This window comes from Streptomyces triticagri, assembly GCF_003429565.1.
Lineage (GTDB): Bacteria > Actinomycetota > Actinomycetes > Streptomycetales > Streptomycetaceae > Streptomyces > Streptomyces triticagri.
Genome location: NZ_QUAK01000120.1, coordinates 164,783 through 179,231, shown reverse-complemented (window position 1 = coordinate 179,231; position 14,449 = coordinate 164,783). Strand labels below are relative to the sequence as shown.

Genomic DNA, 14,449 nt, shown 5'->3' with positions numbered 1-14,449 from the left:
ATCGCAGCTCTCCTTCGTCGTACGGCTGCCGTCCACCGGCTGCTGTCCACCCTGCGCGCGTGCAGCGGTCCGCGGGAGCGGAGCGTTCATCCAGGGAGCGCCGCTCCCTGGATGCCGGGACGGTTCGGAGAGAACCTGGGGACATGCAACGTGAGCAGCTGGCCGACTTCCTGCGTCGTCGCCGCGAAGCGATCCGCCCGGCCGAGGTCGGCATCCACGACGGCCCCCGCCGCCGCACCTCCGGTCTGCGCCGCGAAGAGGTGGCCATGCTCGCGGGCATGTCGGTGGACTACGTCGTACGCCTCGAACAGGGCCGCAGCAGCCAGCCCTCGATCCAGCTGCTCGGCGCGCTGGCCAGGGCCCTGAGGCTGTCGGAGGACGAGCGCGCCCATCTGTTCCACCTGGCCGGGCACCGGCCGCCCCCGGCGGAGGAGATGGCCCGGCTCGCGCGTGCCGGTCTGGTGCGCCTGCTCGACCTGCTCGGCGACACACCGGCCCTGGTCCTCTCCGACCTGGGAGAGGTACTGGCGCAGAACCGTGCCGCGGTGCTGTTGATGAACGGCGACCACACCGGAATGGACGGTGACCGCCGCTATCTCGTGTACCGCTGGTTCACCGACCCTGCCGTGCGCGCCACCCACCCGCCCGAGGAGCGTGAGCACCAAGGGCGTCAGCTCGTCGCCGATCTGCGTGCGGTCGCCGGCCGCCGGTCCGGTGACCCGGTGGTCACCGGACTCATCGAGCGCCTGCAGGCGGCGAGCGCCGACTTCCGCCGGCTCTGGGCCGAGCACGAAGTCGGCGTCCGGCGGGCCGACCGCAAGACCTTGATGCACCCGCGCGTGGGCCCTGTCCGGATGGACTGCGAGACCCTTGTCACCCCCGATCAGGGGCAGTTGCTCCTGGTGCTGACACCTGCTGACGCTGAGGCCCGCGATCGTATGGAGCTGCTGCGGGTGCTGGGCAGCCAGGAGTTCCCGACCGGGCAGATGACGTCCTGAGGAGGCGTGTTTTCTCCGGGAATGCGCCTTCCCGGAGGAGGTCTCCCCGAGGAGCTGCTCGGGGCCGGTGGTTCGACCGATGAGTTCAAGGCCGTGCGTCAGTCACTGCCTGCAGCAGGACCGTCAGACGGACGCGCTCGCACCCGGAGGAGACCCCCATGGCGAAGCTCATCTACTCGATGATCTGCTCGCTCGACGGCTACGCAGAGGCGGCGGAGGGCGACCTGGGCACCGGCGCCGGGGACCCGGAAGTGCACACCTTCGTCGGCGATCTCTTCCGCCCCGTCGGCACGTACCTCTACGGCCGGCGGATGTACGAAACGATGGTCTATTGGGAGACCGCGCACACCGAGCCGGACCAGCCGCCGCACATCCTGCAGTACGCGCGCGACTGGCAGGCCGCGGAGAAGGTCGTGTACTCCACGACGCTCCAGTCGGTGTCCAGCGCGAAGACCCGGATCGAGCGGTACTTCGACCCGGACGCGGTGCGCAGGCTCAAGGCCGAGGCCGACCACGACCTCACCGTCGACGGGCCGAACCTCGCGGCCCAGGCGATCGCGGCCGGTCTGGTGGACGAGTACCACCTGTTCATCACCACGAGCGTGGTCGGCGGCGGCAAGCGGTTCTTCCCCGACGGCGTACGCCTCGATCTCGAGCTCGTCGAGGAGCGCGCCTTCGACAGCGGACTGATCTACGCGCGCTACCGGACCCGCTGAGCGTCGACGGATCCGCTGAGAGTCGACGGATCCGCTGGACGGCGGGACTTCGCGAACACCGCTCAGTGCGGGCGCGCCGCAACCCGGACCTGCTGGATCGCCTCCTGGACGCCCTGGTCCCAGGGCGCGCCGTGTCCGGGCAGCACCCACTTCGCCCGCAGCTCGCCGAGCCGGTCGAGCGAGGTCAGCGCCTGTTCGTCGTCATCGGTGAAAGGCGCCGGCTGCGGCCCCCGCTGCCCGGTGAGCACGTGCCGGGTGGTGAGGCCGTCACCGACGAACAGGGCATCGGCCTCGGGCACATGGACGGCGACGCTGCCCGGCGAGTGGCCCGGCAGGCCCAGGATGCGGGGTGCGCCCGGCAGGTCGAGCACGTCGCCGTCGGCCATTTCCGACACCTCGGTCAGATACGTCGTGCGCAGGCCGCCCTTGCGGACGGCGTACCAGAGGAAGCCGGCCGCGGCGGCCGGCTTGGTGTGCCCCCAGCTGTTCTTGGCCTTGACCTCGCCGCGGGCACGCGCGGCGTCGGCGCTGTGCACGAAGACCGGCACCCCGTGGTCGCGGCGCAGCCGCTCCGCGAAGCCGAGGTGGTCGGTGTCGCCGTGGGTGAGCACGACACCGCGGATGTCGGCGATGGTCCGGCCGACGGCGTCGAGTTCGGCGGTCAACTCCCGCCAGTGGCCGGCCAGTCCGGCGTCGATGACGGTGATGCCGTCGTCGGTGACGACGAGGTGGACCGCCACGATGTCGTTCCCGATGCGATGCAGGTGCTGATCGAGCTTCATGAGCCTTCTCCTCGCCGATCTGCCATGATGGCTACGGTACCTAGCCATCATGGCTAAGGTCCATAGCTGAACGAACCTGATCGCTGAACGAAACTGATCGCCGCACGAGCGTGATGTCGCGTCGACCGTCGACCGGAAGGAAGCGCATGCCGACGCCCGAACGCACCTCGGTCGAGGCCATCGTCCGAGCGGCCCGCGACATCCTGGAGTCGCAGGGGCCGGCGAGGCTGACCATGCAGGCGGTCGCCGACCGGGTCGGCGTCCGGGCCCCTTCGCTCTACAAGCGGGTACGCAATCGCGACTCCCTCGTCCGCCTCGTCACCGAGGCGACCCTCCTCGACCTGGAGCAGCAGCTGCGGGCGGTCCCGGCGGCGCCCGACCCCCGCGAGACCCTGTGCGAACTGCTGCGTGCCTTCCGTGCGTTCGCCCACACCCGGCCGGCCGCGTATCACCTGCTGTTCGTGAACGCTCCGGAGGAGAGCAGGCCCGACCCCGCCCTGTTCGCCCGCGTGGCGGCGCCCGTCCTGCAGGTGGCCGGTGAGCTGGCGGGGTCCGCGGACGCCCTGGAGGCGGCTCGGACGATCACCGCCTGGGCGCACGGGTTCATCAGCATGGAACTGGCGGCCGCCTTCAACCTCGGCGGCGACGTGGACCGTGCCTACGAGTACGGCATGGCCCAGCTGGCGGCCGCGCTCGCCCGGTCGGCCTGAGGTCTCGGGTGCATCGGGCCGCGATGGGTGCCCGCGACTTCCGCGGGTCCGCTTGACAGTGAAATCGAACATCCATTCATATGGGTGTTCCGGCCCAGTGTTTCCGGGGGTTCTCGAGGGGCTCTCGGGGAGTTGTCCACAGGCGGGAGACGGTGTCGGGGCGGATTGTCAGTGGCACGCGCTAGCGTCTTGGACGTGAAGCGATCGACTCAAGCAAATCGGGTGGAACCCATGGCAGGTACGGACCGCGAGAAGGCGCTCGACGCCGCGCTCGCACAGATTGAACGGCAGTTCGGCAAGGGCGCCGTGATGCGCATGGGCGAGCGGCCGAACGAGCCCATCGAGATCATCCCCACCGGCTCCACCGCGCTGGACATCGCGCTCGGCGTCGGAGGTCTGCCGCGCGGCCGTGTGGTGGAGGTGTACGGCCCGGAGTCGTCCGGCAAGACGACCCTGACGCTGCACGCGGTGGCCAATGCCCAGAAGGCCGGTGGCTCGGTGGCCTTCGTGGACGCGGAGCACGCACTCGACCCCGAGTACGCCAAGAAGCTCGGCGTCGACATCGACAACTTGATCCTCTCCCAGCCGGACAACGGCGAGCAGGCGCTCGAGATCACGGACATGCTGGTCCGCTCCGGCGCCCTCGACCTGATCGTCATCGACTCCGTCGCGGCGCTCGTGCCGCGCGCGGAGATCGAGGGCGAGATGGGTGACTCGCACGTCGGCCTCCAGGCCCGGCTGATGAGCCAGGCGCTCCGCAAGATCACCAGCGCACTGAATCAGTCGAAGACCACGGCGATCTTCATCAACCAGCTCCGCGAGAAGATCGGTGTGATGTTCGGCTCCCCGGAGACCACCACCGGTGGCCGGGCGCTGAAGTTCTACGCCTCGGTGCGCATCGACATCCGCCGCATCGAGACCCTGAAGGACGGCACGGACGCGGTCGGCAACCGCACCCGCTGCAAGGTCGTGAAGAACAAGGTCGCACCCCCCTTCAAGCAGGCGGAGTTCGACATCCTCTACGGCCAGGGCATCAGCCGCGAGGGCGGCCTGATCGACATGGGCGTGGAGCACGGCTTCGTACGCAAGGCGGGCGCCTGGTACACGTACGAGGGCGACCAGCTCGGCCAGGGCAAGGAGAACGCCCGCAATTTCCTGAAGGACAACCCCGACCTGGCCAACGAGATCGAGAAGAAGATCAAGGAAAAGCTCGGTGTCGGTGTGCAGCCGCAGGAGCCCGAGGCGGAGCCGGGTGCCGATGCCGCTGTGGGGGCCCCGCCGGCCGAGGCAGCGGCCAAGGACGCCAAGGCGGTGCCCGCACCGGCCTCGAAGGGCAAGTCGCCGAAGGCCGCAGCGGCCAAGAGCTGATCCGTGGTGCGCAGGACGGACTGGCCGCAGGAGCCCGGCCCCGGCGACCGGCCGGAGGCCGGGGCGGGGGACGAGGCATCCGCGCGGGGAGACCGGTCACGCCGAGGACGCCGCGGGGGCCGTGCGGTCGGGGGCGCACGGGCGGCCCGGGGTGGCGAGTTCGACGGCTCGGCACATTCCGGGGGACAGAGCGGCGACTTCCCCGACCCGTCGAGGGCCGGGGCGGGGAAGTCGCATGAGCGTGAGCCGGATCCGGCCGAGCGGGCGCGGGCGATCTGTCTGCGTCTGCTCACCGGGACGCCGCGCACCCGTAAGCAACTCGCGGACGCGCTGCGCAAGCGGGACATCCCGGAAGAGGTGGCGGAGGAGGTGCTGTCCCGCTTCGAGGAGGTCGGCCTGATCAATGACGCGGCGTTCGCGGACGCATGGGTGGAGTCCCGGCACCACGGCCGGGGGCTCGCCCGGCGTGCCCTGGCGCGGGAGTTGCGCACCAAGGGCGTCGACTCCGCGACGATCGACGAGGCGGTCGGGCAGCTCGACGCCGAGCGCGAGGAGGACACCGCGCGTGAGCTGGTCGCGCGCAAACTCCGGTCGACCAGAGGGCTGGAGCGAGACCGCCGCCTGCGGCGACTGGCCGGGATGCTTGCCCGCAAGGGGTACTCGGAGGGCCTGGCCCTGCGCGTCGTGCGGCGCGCGCTCGAGGAGGAGGGCGAGGACACGGACGATCTCGGGCACGACGGGTTCTGACGGCCGCCGGGGTGCGTGGGCGGGCCGGTCCGCGACCTCAGCCGTCGCTGGGTGCCTGTACGGGCAGGCCGAGCGCGCGCCAGGCCTGGAACCCCCCGATCAGGTCCGTCGCACGGTGCAGACCAAGGGACTTGAGCGAGGCGGCCGCGAGGCTGGATGCGTACCCCTCGTTGCAGACCACCACGATCTGCACGTCGTGGCCCGTCGCTTCCGGCAGGCGATGGCTGCCCTGTGGGTCGAGTCGCCACTCCAGCTCGTTGCGTTCGACGACGAGCGCGCCGGGGATCAGCCCGTCGCGCTCCCGCAGCTCCGCGTACCGGATGTCGACGAGCAAGGCGCCCTCACCGACGGCCTGTTGGGCCTCGGCGGGGCCGATCCGGTCGAGGCCGCGACGGACCCGTTCCAGGTGATCGTCGATGGACACCGGCTCGCTCACTGCCAGTCCTCCGGCCGCTCGACCTGCTCGAGCCGGAGCACGGCTCCGCTGCGGCTGAAGCGGCGCATCAGGGGCAGCGGCGGGTAGTACGCGTGCACGGAGACCGCGTGCTCGGTGGCCGATTCGTTGAGCACCTCGTGCACATGGTGGCTGCCGAAGGCCCGTCCGCGTCCGGCGGACAGCTTCCGGTGCCGGTCGACGCCCTCGGACAGCTCCAGAGTCTTCCAGCCGTCCGTGGGGAGGCGTACGGCCAGCGCGTTCTCGGTGAGTTCGCCGGCGGCGGTGAGGAAGGCGCCGACCGAGTCCGCGTGATCGTGCCAGCCCGTGCCGGTGCCGGGCGGCCAGCCGATGAGCCAGGCCTCGCTTCCGCCCGGCCCCTCGAGCCGGGCCCAGGTGCGGCCCTCCGGATCGAGCGGCAGTGAGGCGACGAGCTCGGTGTCGGCAGCGGCACGCCGCACGAAGTCCAGGAGCTCGGCCTGCGTCGGGGGCGTCGACGGCCGCTCGTCGCCGGTCCCCGGCACATTCGCGTCGGGCGCGACCGCCACGGAGGAGGAGCCCTCGGACGCGGCATCCTCGGTCGGGAGCGGGGCAACGAGTGCGGTGGGCTTGCTGGTTGACGTGGTATCAGCTTCGGCGGGTGAGGCCGAGGCGGCGAGCTCGACCACGGGAGTGGACACGACGGATGTACGGGACAGAGACATGGATGCCGTCCTGGAATCGCTGGGTGGTGCGCGCAGACGCGGCAGAGCGCGGCGCACGGAGAGGATGGGGAGGCGAATTCAGCAGGACGGGCGACACACGCAGCCCGCGTAGCGGACGAGGTCCATATGGACTCGCCGCCACAGGCGTCGGCTGGTGTCAGTCATGGCGGGAGTACAGCACGACGGCCGTTCATGGTCAAACGTTGTCCGTACTCCGGTCACTCTGCGCAAGACGACGGCGCCGCCTCACCGCCCGGCCCGTACGCCTGCCTCCGCCGGCGCCCCGCCCCGTACGGCTTCCGCGGCCGCGTGGAGCTCCTCGGGCCTGACCCCCGCGAGTGCGCTGACCAGATGGCCGTCGGGCCGTACCAGAAGGACGGTGTGCGCCGCGGCACCCGGATACTCCTCCGCGACCAGCAGCTCGGCGGTCATCGGCAGCGCGGCGACCGCCGCCGCGAGCCGGGGCATCACCCCTGCCGTCAGCCAGTGCCGCCGCTCCCAGACACCGGTCCCCGGCGCGACCAGGACGACCAGCAGCCGACCCCGGCCGAGCCGGTCCCGCAGCGAGACCGTGGCCCCGTCCGGAGCGGTGACCGGCACATCGGCGACGGGCGCTCCGGGCGCCGTCCCGACGATTGTCTCGGCCGGAGTGGTCCCGGGCGCGAGCGGCGAACTCGCATAGGACGGCACGGCACCGAGCGGGCCGCGCCCCAGATGCCCGTCCGCCAGCAGCCCGTCGTGTCCGCGGGCGCCGCCGGGCACGTAGGAGCGCAGTCCTCCGCCTCCGCGCAGTATCGGAAGTGCCTGGTCAGCGGCGCGCAGCCGAGCGGCGACACAGGTGCGCCGCTCGGCTTGGTAGCTGCTGAGCAGCGCCCGTGACTCGCCGTGGTGCCAGCAGTGCGCCAGTTTCCAGGCCAGGTTGTCGGCGTCGCGGAGCCCCTCGTCGAGGCCCTGGGTGCCGAGCGCTCCGAGCAGATGCGCCGCGTCCCCGGCGAGGAAGCACCGGCCCGACCGCCATCGCCGGGCCAGTCGGTGGTGCACGGTGTGCACGCCGGTGTCGAGCAGTTCGTACGGGGGAGTGCTGCCGCCGCACAGCGCGGCGAGGGTGTCCCTGACACGGGTCACCAGGGCGTCCGGGGTGACCAGTTCGCTGCGTGACGGCAGCAGCCAGTCGATCCGCCAGGCGCCCTCCGGCAAGGGGCGTACGGCGATCTCCGGTCCGGCGCCGCGCCAGGGAGGCAGGCGGTACAGCAACGCCTCACCGGCCGGCGGCAGTTCGGCCCGCAGTGCGGCCACGGCATGCCGCTCCACCGCGGTACGCCCGGGGAAGCGGATCTCCAGGAGCTTGCGCACCGTGGAGCGAGGCCCGTCGCACCCCACCAGGTAACTGCCGCGCCACCAGGTGCCGTCGGGCCCCCGGGTGTGCGCCGTCAGTCCGGTCGCGTCCTGCTCCACGGAGTCGAGGCGGCTGTTCACCGCCACCTTGATGAGCCGCTCCGCGGCGACGGCCTCGCGCAGCGCGCCCGTCAGCACATGCTGGACGAGATGCACCGGCGCCGGTTCGTCCGCGCCGAAGGCCACCGCCCGCACCTGCTGCTTGCGCCGGTACGAACGCCAGCCGGCCAGCTGCGCGCCGGCGAGCGGGACGGAGCAGAGCCGCTCCACGAGAGCGGCCGTGTCGTCGCGCAGCACGGCGGTGCGCGCGGGCCGCTGCTCGTCCTTGCCCGGCCCCTCGTCGAGCACCACCGACGGCACGCCCTGACGGGCCAGAGCGAGCGCGAGCGTGAGCCCGACGGGCCCCGCCCCGACGACGATCACCGGATCCACGGCGTGCTGCTCCCCGCTGCGAGAGGTGCCCTGGGACTCGTACTTGAGGGGACGCATGGAGCGGGGAGCGCGATCACAGAACGTATGCAACCCACTGCCGCTGCTTGCGTCAAGTGACCGATGGTCGGCCTTGACACGGACGCGGGAGCAACGGTGACGGAACGGTACGCGCGGGGCGAGGGAGGCGCCCTCGCCCGACGGACGGTGGGCGGGCCTCATTTCGAGACCCGCCCACCGCATGCTCAACCGTCAGTGGTGACCGCTCACTTCGAGACGTCGGGCGGCCCGTCCATCGGCATGCCGACATCGCCCGGCACGTCCTCGGGCGCACCGCCCGTCCCGCCCGCGTGCGCCACCGTGATCCCGGTCTTGGCGCGGCGGCCGCGCTTCTCGATCCAGGTGGCCAGCGAGGACAGCAGCAGACACATCGCGATGTAGATGGCCGCGACGACGATGACCACGGCGGTGATCGGGTTCTCGCCGTTGACGATGATGTTGTTCGCCATCGTGCGTGCCGCGAAGAGGAGTTCCGCGTACGTGACGATGTAACCGAGCGAGGTGTCCTTGAGGGTGACCACCAGCTGGCTGATGATCGTCGGCAGCATCGACCGGACGGCCTGCGGCAGCAGCAGCATCGTCATGACCTGGGTCTTGCGCAGGCCCAGTGCGTACGCGGCCTCGACCTGCCCGCGTGGCACCGCGTTGACGCCGGCGCGCAGGACCTCCGCCTGGACACAGGCGTTGTACACCGTCAGGCCGATGACCAGCGCCCAGAACGAGGCGTTCTCGCCGATCACGCCGAGGTCGTCCTTGTAGCTCAGGAAGAGCACCCACAGGGCGTAGATAGTGATCAGCAGCGGGACGGCACGGAACAGCTCGATGAAGCCCGTGGCGACCCAGCTGATCCACTTGTGGTCCGAGAGCCGCGCGACCGCGAGCAGCAGACCGAGCACCAGCGACAGGACACCGGCGAGGGCGAACACCTTCAGGGTGCTGAGGACGCCGTCGCGGATATTGGCCCGGACACCGGCGTTGTTGAAGATGTTCCAGACCTCGGGCTCGAGGACGCCCTTCTCGTTCAGCCGGTACACCGAGAAGACGACGAGGCCGAGGACCAGGGCCGAACCCAGGACCGTGTAGATGATGTTGCGCACCCGGGCCTTGGGACCCGGTGCGTCGTACAGGACGCTCGAACTCATCGTGCGACCCCCATGCGCCGCTCGAGCAGCCGGAAGAGACCGCTGATGGTGAAGGTGATGATCAGGTACGCGATGGCCACGAACAGGAAGATCGGGACGATCGCGAAGCCCTTGTCACTCAGGAGCTTCTGGACGCCGAAGAGCTCGGCCACACTGAACGCGCCGGCGATGGCGGAGTTCTTGGTGAGGGCGATGAAGATCGAGCTCAGCGGGGCGATCACGGTCCGTGTCGCCTGCGGCAGCACGATCAGCCGCAGCGTCTGGATGAAGGTCATGCCGATCGAACGGGCGGCCTCCGCCTGCCCGAGCGGCACCGTGCTGATGCCGGAACGGACGGCCTCGCAGACGAACGCCGAGGTGTAGAACCCGAGCGCGAGGATCGCCTTGGTCCATGGACTGAGTCCGGGCCAGAAGATCACCGGTACGACGAACCAGGCGATCAGGAACAGCAGGGTCAGGGGCGTGTTGCGGAAGAGCGTCACCCAGGCGGCTCCGAGGAACCGCAGCGGCGGTACGGGCGAGACCCGGAAACCGGCGACGATCACGCCGAGCACCATCGCAAGGAGGCCGCTGGACAGGGTCAGCAGGACGGTGCCTATGAACCCCTCGCGGAACTCCGGGAGATGGTCGAGCAATACATTCACGGGGATGTCCTCGTGGGCGGCAGTGGACGGGCAGGGGTTGCCGCGCCCCGCACGCGCGCGTGGAGCACGCGTACGGGGCCACTGCAGCTCACTGCCGGTTGATCAGAAGAGGCGTACCGGACCGGGCGTACCGAACCCCGTGGGGCGGTCCGGACCGTGCGTCAGTAGCGCTCGAGGGCCGGCGGGTCCTGGGGCTTCGAGCCGGACAGGCCCAGGGTCGCGTCGTAGGCCTTCTTGTAGTTGCCGTTCTTCTGGTGGTTCTCCAGGGCGTCGGAGACCGCGTCCCGCAGTGCCTTGTCGTCCTTCTTCATGCCGACGCCGTAGGGCTCCTCGGTGAAGGGCTTGCCGACGACCTCGAGCTTCTCCGGACGCTGGGCCGCGTAGCCCTGCAGGATCGCGTCGTCGGTGGTGACGGCGTCGACCTCGTTGTTCAGAAGCTGCTGGACGCACTCCGAGTACTTGGCCAACTCGACCGTCTCGGCACCGTACTTGGACTTCTTGATCTCCTGCAGCGGCGTCGAACCGACGATCGAGCAGACCTTCTTGCCCTTGACCGTCTCCGGACCCTTGATGTCCTTCTCGCCCTTGCGGACGAGGAGGTCGGCACCGGCCAGGAAGTACGGGCCCGAGAAGCCGACCTGCTTCTTGCGCTCGTCGTTGATGGTGTACGTGCCGACGTACAGGTCGACGTCGCCCTTGGAGATCGTCGTCTCACGCACACCGGAGTCGACGGTCTTGAACTCGATCTGGCTGGGCTTGAAGCCGAGGTCGGCCGCGACCATCTTGGCGATCTCGATGTCGAAGCCGGAACGCTTGCCGTCGGTGTCCTCGAAGCCGAGATACGGCTGGTCGTTCTTGGCGCCGAAGACGATCTTCCCGGCCTTCTGGGCCTTCTTGAGGGTCGGCGAGTCGACCTTCACGTCCGTGGCGACCGTGTACGTCGGCAGCTTCGGCTGGTCCTTGCCGCCGGAGCCGCCCTTGGGCTTGTCGCCCGCGGTGCCGGAGTCGCCGCCACAGGCCGTGGCGGTCAGGGCGAGGGCAGCGATCGTCGCCGCTACGGCGGCGGACTTGCGGAGCTTCATGGTGAACATCCTTCGTGTCGGACAGGTGACGGGAGACGCGCGGGCGTCAGTGGTGCAGGATCTTCGACAGGAAGTCCTTGGCCCGGTCGCTGCGCGGGTGGCTGAAGAACTGGTCGGGCGTGGCCTCCTCGACGATGCGGCCGTCGGCCATGAACACGACCCGGTTGGCCGCCGACCGCGCGAAGCCCATCTCATGGGTGACTACGACCATCGTCATCCCGTCCCTGGCGAGCTGCTGCATGACCTCGAGCACCTCGTTGATCATCTCGGGGTCGAGAGCGGAGGTCGGCTCGTCGAAGAGCATGATCTTCGGGTCCATCGCCAGCGCCCTGGCGATCGCCACTCGCTGCTGCTGACCACCCGACAGCTGCGCCGGGTACTTGTCCGCCTGGGTGCCGACGCCGACACGGTCGAGCAGCTTGCGAGCCTTGTCCTCGGCCGCCGACTTCTCCGCCTTGCGGACCTTGACCTGGCCCAGCATCACGTTCTCGAGCACCGTCTTGTGCGCGAAGAGGTTGAAGGACTGGAAGACCATGCCGACGTCGGCCCGCAGCCGCGCCAGTTCCTTGCCCTCCTGGGGCAGCGGCTTGCCGTCGATCGTGATGGTGCCGGACTCGACGGTCTCCAGGCGGTTGATGGCGCGGCACAGCGTGGACTTGCCCGAACCGGACGGCCCGATCACCACGACGACCTCGCCGCGGTCGATGGTCAGGTCGATGTCCTGGAGCACGTGCAACGCGCCGAAGTGCTTGTTGACGTTCCTCAGCGCGACCAGTTCGTCGGCCGCGGGTGCGGCGTCCTTGGTCACCGATACTTCGGCCATGGGGGTACTTGCTCCATCCTCCTCGGTTGGGAGGACAGTAATAACGCGGTGCGACCAGCGTCATTACATCTGAGGGGAAATTGAGCATAACGATCCGGCCGCAACCGGACACACCGTGTGAAGACGACGCCCCGCGCGCGTACCGGTGCGTACCGGGTGGGTAACGGAACCCGGCCGTGACCGGAACCCTCTTGACGCCGTCGGGAGTCATCGGCATGGATGCCTTGGTGCATTCCTGCACGCGCGCGTGACCGCCCGGTGTCCGGACGGTGGCTGTTCAGGGAAGGAGGCGGGATGAGGCTGCTGCTGGTCGAGGACGACGACCACGTCGCCGCGGCACTCTCCGCCGTACTGTCCCGGCACGGCTTCGAGGTCACGCACGCGCGCGGCGGCGAGGACGCGCTGCGCGCCCTGCTGCCCACCGAGAGTGAACCCTTCGGTGTCATCCTGCTCGACCTCGGACTGCCCGACCTGGACGGCTACGAGGTCTGCGGCAAGATCCGCCGCCTCACCTCCACCCCGGTGATCATGGTCACCGCGCGCGCCGACGTACGCAGCCGCATCCACGGCCTCAACCTCGGCGCCGACGACTACGTCGTGAAGCCGTACGACACCGGGGAACTCCTCGCCCGCATCCACGCCGTGAGCCGCCGCACCGCCCCGGACGACGCGTCGGTCACACCGGACGAGGCGCTGCTGCTCGGGGCCGTCCGCATCGAACTGCCCACCCGCCAGGTCTCCGTGTCCGGCGAGGCCGTCCAGCTGACCCGCAAGGAATTCGACCTGCTCGCCCTGCTGGCCCAGCGCCCGGGTGTGGTCTTCCGCCGCGAACAGATCATCAGCGAGGTGTGGCGCACGAGTTGGGAGGGAACCGGTCGCACCCTCGAGGTGCACGTCGCCTCGCTGCGCTCCAAGCTCCGCATGCCCGCCCTGATCGAGACGGTGCGGGGCGTCGGCTACCGGCTCGTCGCCCCCGCGTGACGCGGAACCCCCTTCGTGCGTACCCGTCTGCTCCCCCTGCTCATCGTCCTGATGGCCGGTGTGCTGCTCGCCCTCGGCGTCCCGCTCGCCGTGAGCCTGGCCGGCGGGCAGCAGCAGGAGGTCGTGGTCGATCGCATCGACGACACGGCACGTTTTGCCGGACTCGCCCAGTACGTGACGCACGACGACGAGACCTCCGCGGGCACCCCCAGGGACGAGCGCCAGGTGACCCTGGAACAGGAACTCGTGCGCTACCACCGCGTGTACGGCATCCGGGCCGGCGTCTTCTACCGCAACGGCGAGTCCATGACGCGCGCGCCGCACTGGCGGGTGCCCGAGTCCGGCGAGGGCCGTGCCGCCTTCGAGGAGGCGCTGTACAGCCGCAGGAGCCACGATCCCCCACAGGTCTGGCCCTGGGAGCACAGGCGGCTCTACGTCGCCTCTCCGGTCATCAGGGACGGTGACGTCGTCGCCGTCGTACTCACCGAGTCGCCGACCGGCGACATGCGTTCGGCGATCCTGCGCGGCTGGCTGCTCATCGCGGCGGGCGAGGCCGCGGCCATGCTGCTCGCCATCGGGGCCGCACTCCGGCTAACCGGCTGGGTGCTGCGCCCGGTGCGCGTACTCGACGCCACCACCCACGACATCGCCACCGGACGCCTCAAATCCCGGGTCGCGGTGGCCGGCGGCCCGCCCGAACTCCAGCGCCTGGCCGGGTCGTTCAACGAAATGGCCGACAACGTCGAGGACGTGCTCGAGCAACAGCGCGCCTTCGTCGCCGACGCCTCCCACCAGCTGCGCAACCCACTCTCCGCGCTGCTGCTCCGCATCGAACTGCTCGGCCTCGAACTGCCGGAGGGCAACGAGGAGATCGCCTCGGTGCGCACCGAGGGCAAGCGCCTCGCCCAGGTACTCGACGACCTGCTCGACCTGGCACTCGCCGAGCACGCACCCGCCGACCTCGGCCTCACGGACATCGGAGAACTCGCAGCCGAGCGCGTCGACGCCTGGCGGCCGCTCGCCGACGACCGCGGGGTCCTGCTCTCCCTCGACGGCCGGACCGCCGCCACCGCATGGGCCGACGCGGTCGCCGTGTCCAGTGCGCTGGACGCGGTGATCGACAACGCCCTGAAATTCACGCCCGAAGGCGAGTCGGTGACCGTCTCCGTGGGATCCGACGGCGACTCGGCGACCATCGTGGTGGCCGACCGCGGACCGGGTCTCACGGATGACGAACTCGCCCGGATCGGCGACCGGTTCTGGCGCAGCGGCCGCCACCAGAACGTCAAGGGATCCGGGCTCGGACTGTCCATCACGCGCGCGTTGCTCGCGGCAGGCGGCGGCCGGGTGGAGTACGGCCATCATGCACCGCACGGTCTCGAGGTGACCGTCACGCTGCCGCGGATGGCCCCGAACGCCTGATACGGCCGGGTAC

Annotated in this window: 16 protein-coding genes; 7 read left to right on the top strand and 9 right to left on the bottom strand. The window is 70.2% G+C overall.

What is annotated here, in order from left to right:
• The first annotated feature begins 143 nt into the window (after positions 1-143).
• Together DY218_RS22720 and DY218_RS22715 are read left to right on the top strand one after the other, a co-directional pair.
• Positions 144-998, top strand: coding sequence for a helix-turn-helix transcriptional regulator (locus DY218_RS22720; RefSeq protein ID WP_128557974.1), 855 nt, complete (start codon positions 144-146; stop codon positions 996-998).
• A 158-nt stretch (positions 999-1,156) separates the two neighbouring features.
• Positions 1,157-1,714 (top strand): dihydrofolate reductase family protein, encoded by a 558-nt coding sequence (locus tag DY218_RS22715; RefSeq protein ID WP_128557973.1) that lies wholly within the window; start codon positions 1,157-1,159, stop codon positions 1,712-1,714.
• Between the two features lie 62 nt (positions 1,715-1,776).
• Here DY218_RS22715 and DY218_RS22710 read toward each other — a convergent pair whose 3' ends face one another.
• Complete coding sequence (locus DY218_RS22710) at positions 1,777-2,496, bottom strand: MBL fold metallo-hydrolase (RefSeq protein ID WP_128557972.1); 720 nt, start codon at positions 2,494-2,496, stop codon at positions 1,777-1,779.
• Between the two features lie 146 nt (positions 2,497-2,642).
• Between DY218_RS22710 and DY218_RS22705 the strand changes: the two genes are divergently transcribed.
• The 3 genes from DY218_RS22705 (at position 2,643) to recX (ending at position 5,321) form a co-directional block, all read left to right on the top strand.
• The gene (locus DY218_RS22705; protein WP_128557971.1) at positions 2,643-3,206 is read left to right on the top strand and encodes a TetR/AcrR family transcriptional regulator; all 564 of its coding nucleotides are present in this window, start codon (positions 2,643-2,645) and stop codon (positions 3,204-3,206) included.
• Positions 3,207-3,437: 231 nt separating this feature from the next.
• Positions 3,438-4,574, top strand: a complete 1,137-nt coding sequence (gene recA / locus DY218_RS22700) for a recombinase RecA (RefSeq protein WP_128557970.1) — start codon at positions 3,438-3,440, stop codon at positions 4,572-4,574.
• Between the two features lie 3 nt (positions 4,575-4,577).
• Positions 4,578-5,321 carry a recombination regulator RecX gene (gene recX / locus DY218_RS22695; protein WP_128557969.1) on the top strand — a complete coding sequence of 248 codons (744 nt, stop codon included), beginning with the start codon at positions 4,578-4,580 and terminating at the stop codon, positions 5,319-5,321.
• Between the two features lie 37 nt (positions 5,322-5,358).
• Here the strand turns inward: recX and DY218_RS22690 are convergent, their stop codons facing one another.
• The 8 genes from DY218_RS22690 to DY218_RS22660 form a co-directional block, all read right to left on the bottom strand.
• A complete protein-coding gene (locus DY218_RS22690) occupies positions 5,359-5,757 on the bottom strand; it encodes a rhodanese-like domain-containing protein (protein WP_128557968.1) in 399 nt (132 codons plus the stop codon).
• Positions 5,754-6,302 (bottom strand): cupin domain-containing protein, encoded by a 549-nt coding sequence (locus tag DY218_RS22685; protein WP_128558002.1) that lies wholly within the window; start codon positions 6,300-6,302, stop codon positions 5,754-5,756. The genes DY218_RS22690 and DY218_RS22685 overlap by 4 nt, the downstream gene beginning before the upstream one ends.
• Before the next feature lie 234 nt (positions 6,303-6,536).
• A complete protein-coding gene (locus DY218_RS35740) occupies positions 6,537-6,623 on the bottom strand; it encodes a putative leader peptide (RefSeq protein WP_325052017.1) in 87 nt (28 codons plus the stop codon).
• Between the two features lie 81 nt (positions 6,624-6,704).
• Entirely contained in the window at positions 6,705-8,285 is a 1,581-nt protein-coding gene (locus tag DY218_RS22680; protein ID WP_128558001.1) for an FAD-dependent monooxygenase, read from the bottom strand.
• A gap of 263 nt (positions 8,286-8,548) precedes the next feature.
• Positions 8,549-9,484, bottom strand: a complete 936-nt coding sequence (locus DY218_RS22675) for an amino acid ABC transporter permease (protein ID WP_128557967.1) — start codon at positions 9,482-9,484, stop codon at positions 8,549-8,551.
• Positions 9,481-10,128: an amino acid ABC transporter permease gene (locus DY218_RS22670; protein ID WP_128557966.1), complete on the bottom strand. Its 648-nt coding sequence runs from the start codon at positions 10,126-10,128 to the stop codon at positions 9,481-9,483. Before DY218_RS22670 ends, DY218_RS22675 begins: the two co-directional genes overlap by 4 nt.
• Positions 10,129-10,289: 161 nt before the next feature.
• Positions 10,290-11,210 carry a glutamate ABC transporter substrate-binding protein gene (locus DY218_RS22665; RefSeq protein WP_128557965.1) on the bottom strand — a complete coding sequence of 307 codons (921 nt, stop codon included), beginning with the start codon at positions 11,208-11,210 and terminating at the stop codon, positions 10,290-10,292.
• Positions 11,211-11,256: 46 nt separating this feature from the next.
• Positions 11,257-12,033 (bottom strand): amino acid ABC transporter ATP-binding protein, encoded by a 777-nt coding sequence (locus DY218_RS22660; protein ID WP_128557964.1) that lies wholly within the window; start codon positions 12,031-12,033, stop codon positions 11,257-11,259.
• 294 nt (positions 12,034-12,327) lie between these two features.
• Between DY218_RS22660 and DY218_RS22655 the strand changes: the two genes are divergently transcribed.
• Positions 12,328-13,014, top strand: a complete 687-nt coding sequence (locus tag DY218_RS22655; RefSeq protein WP_128557963.1) for a response regulator transcription factor — start codon at positions 12,328-12,330, stop codon at positions 13,012-13,014.
• Between the two features lie 15 nt (positions 13,015-13,029).
• Positions 13,030-14,436 carry a sensor histidine kinase gene (locus DY218_RS22650; RefSeq protein WP_128557962.1) on the top strand — a complete coding sequence of 469 codons (1,407 nt, stop codon included), beginning with the start codon at positions 13,030-13,032 and terminating at the stop codon, positions 14,434-14,436.
• The last annotated feature ends 13 nt before the right edge of the window (positions 14,437-14,449 follow it).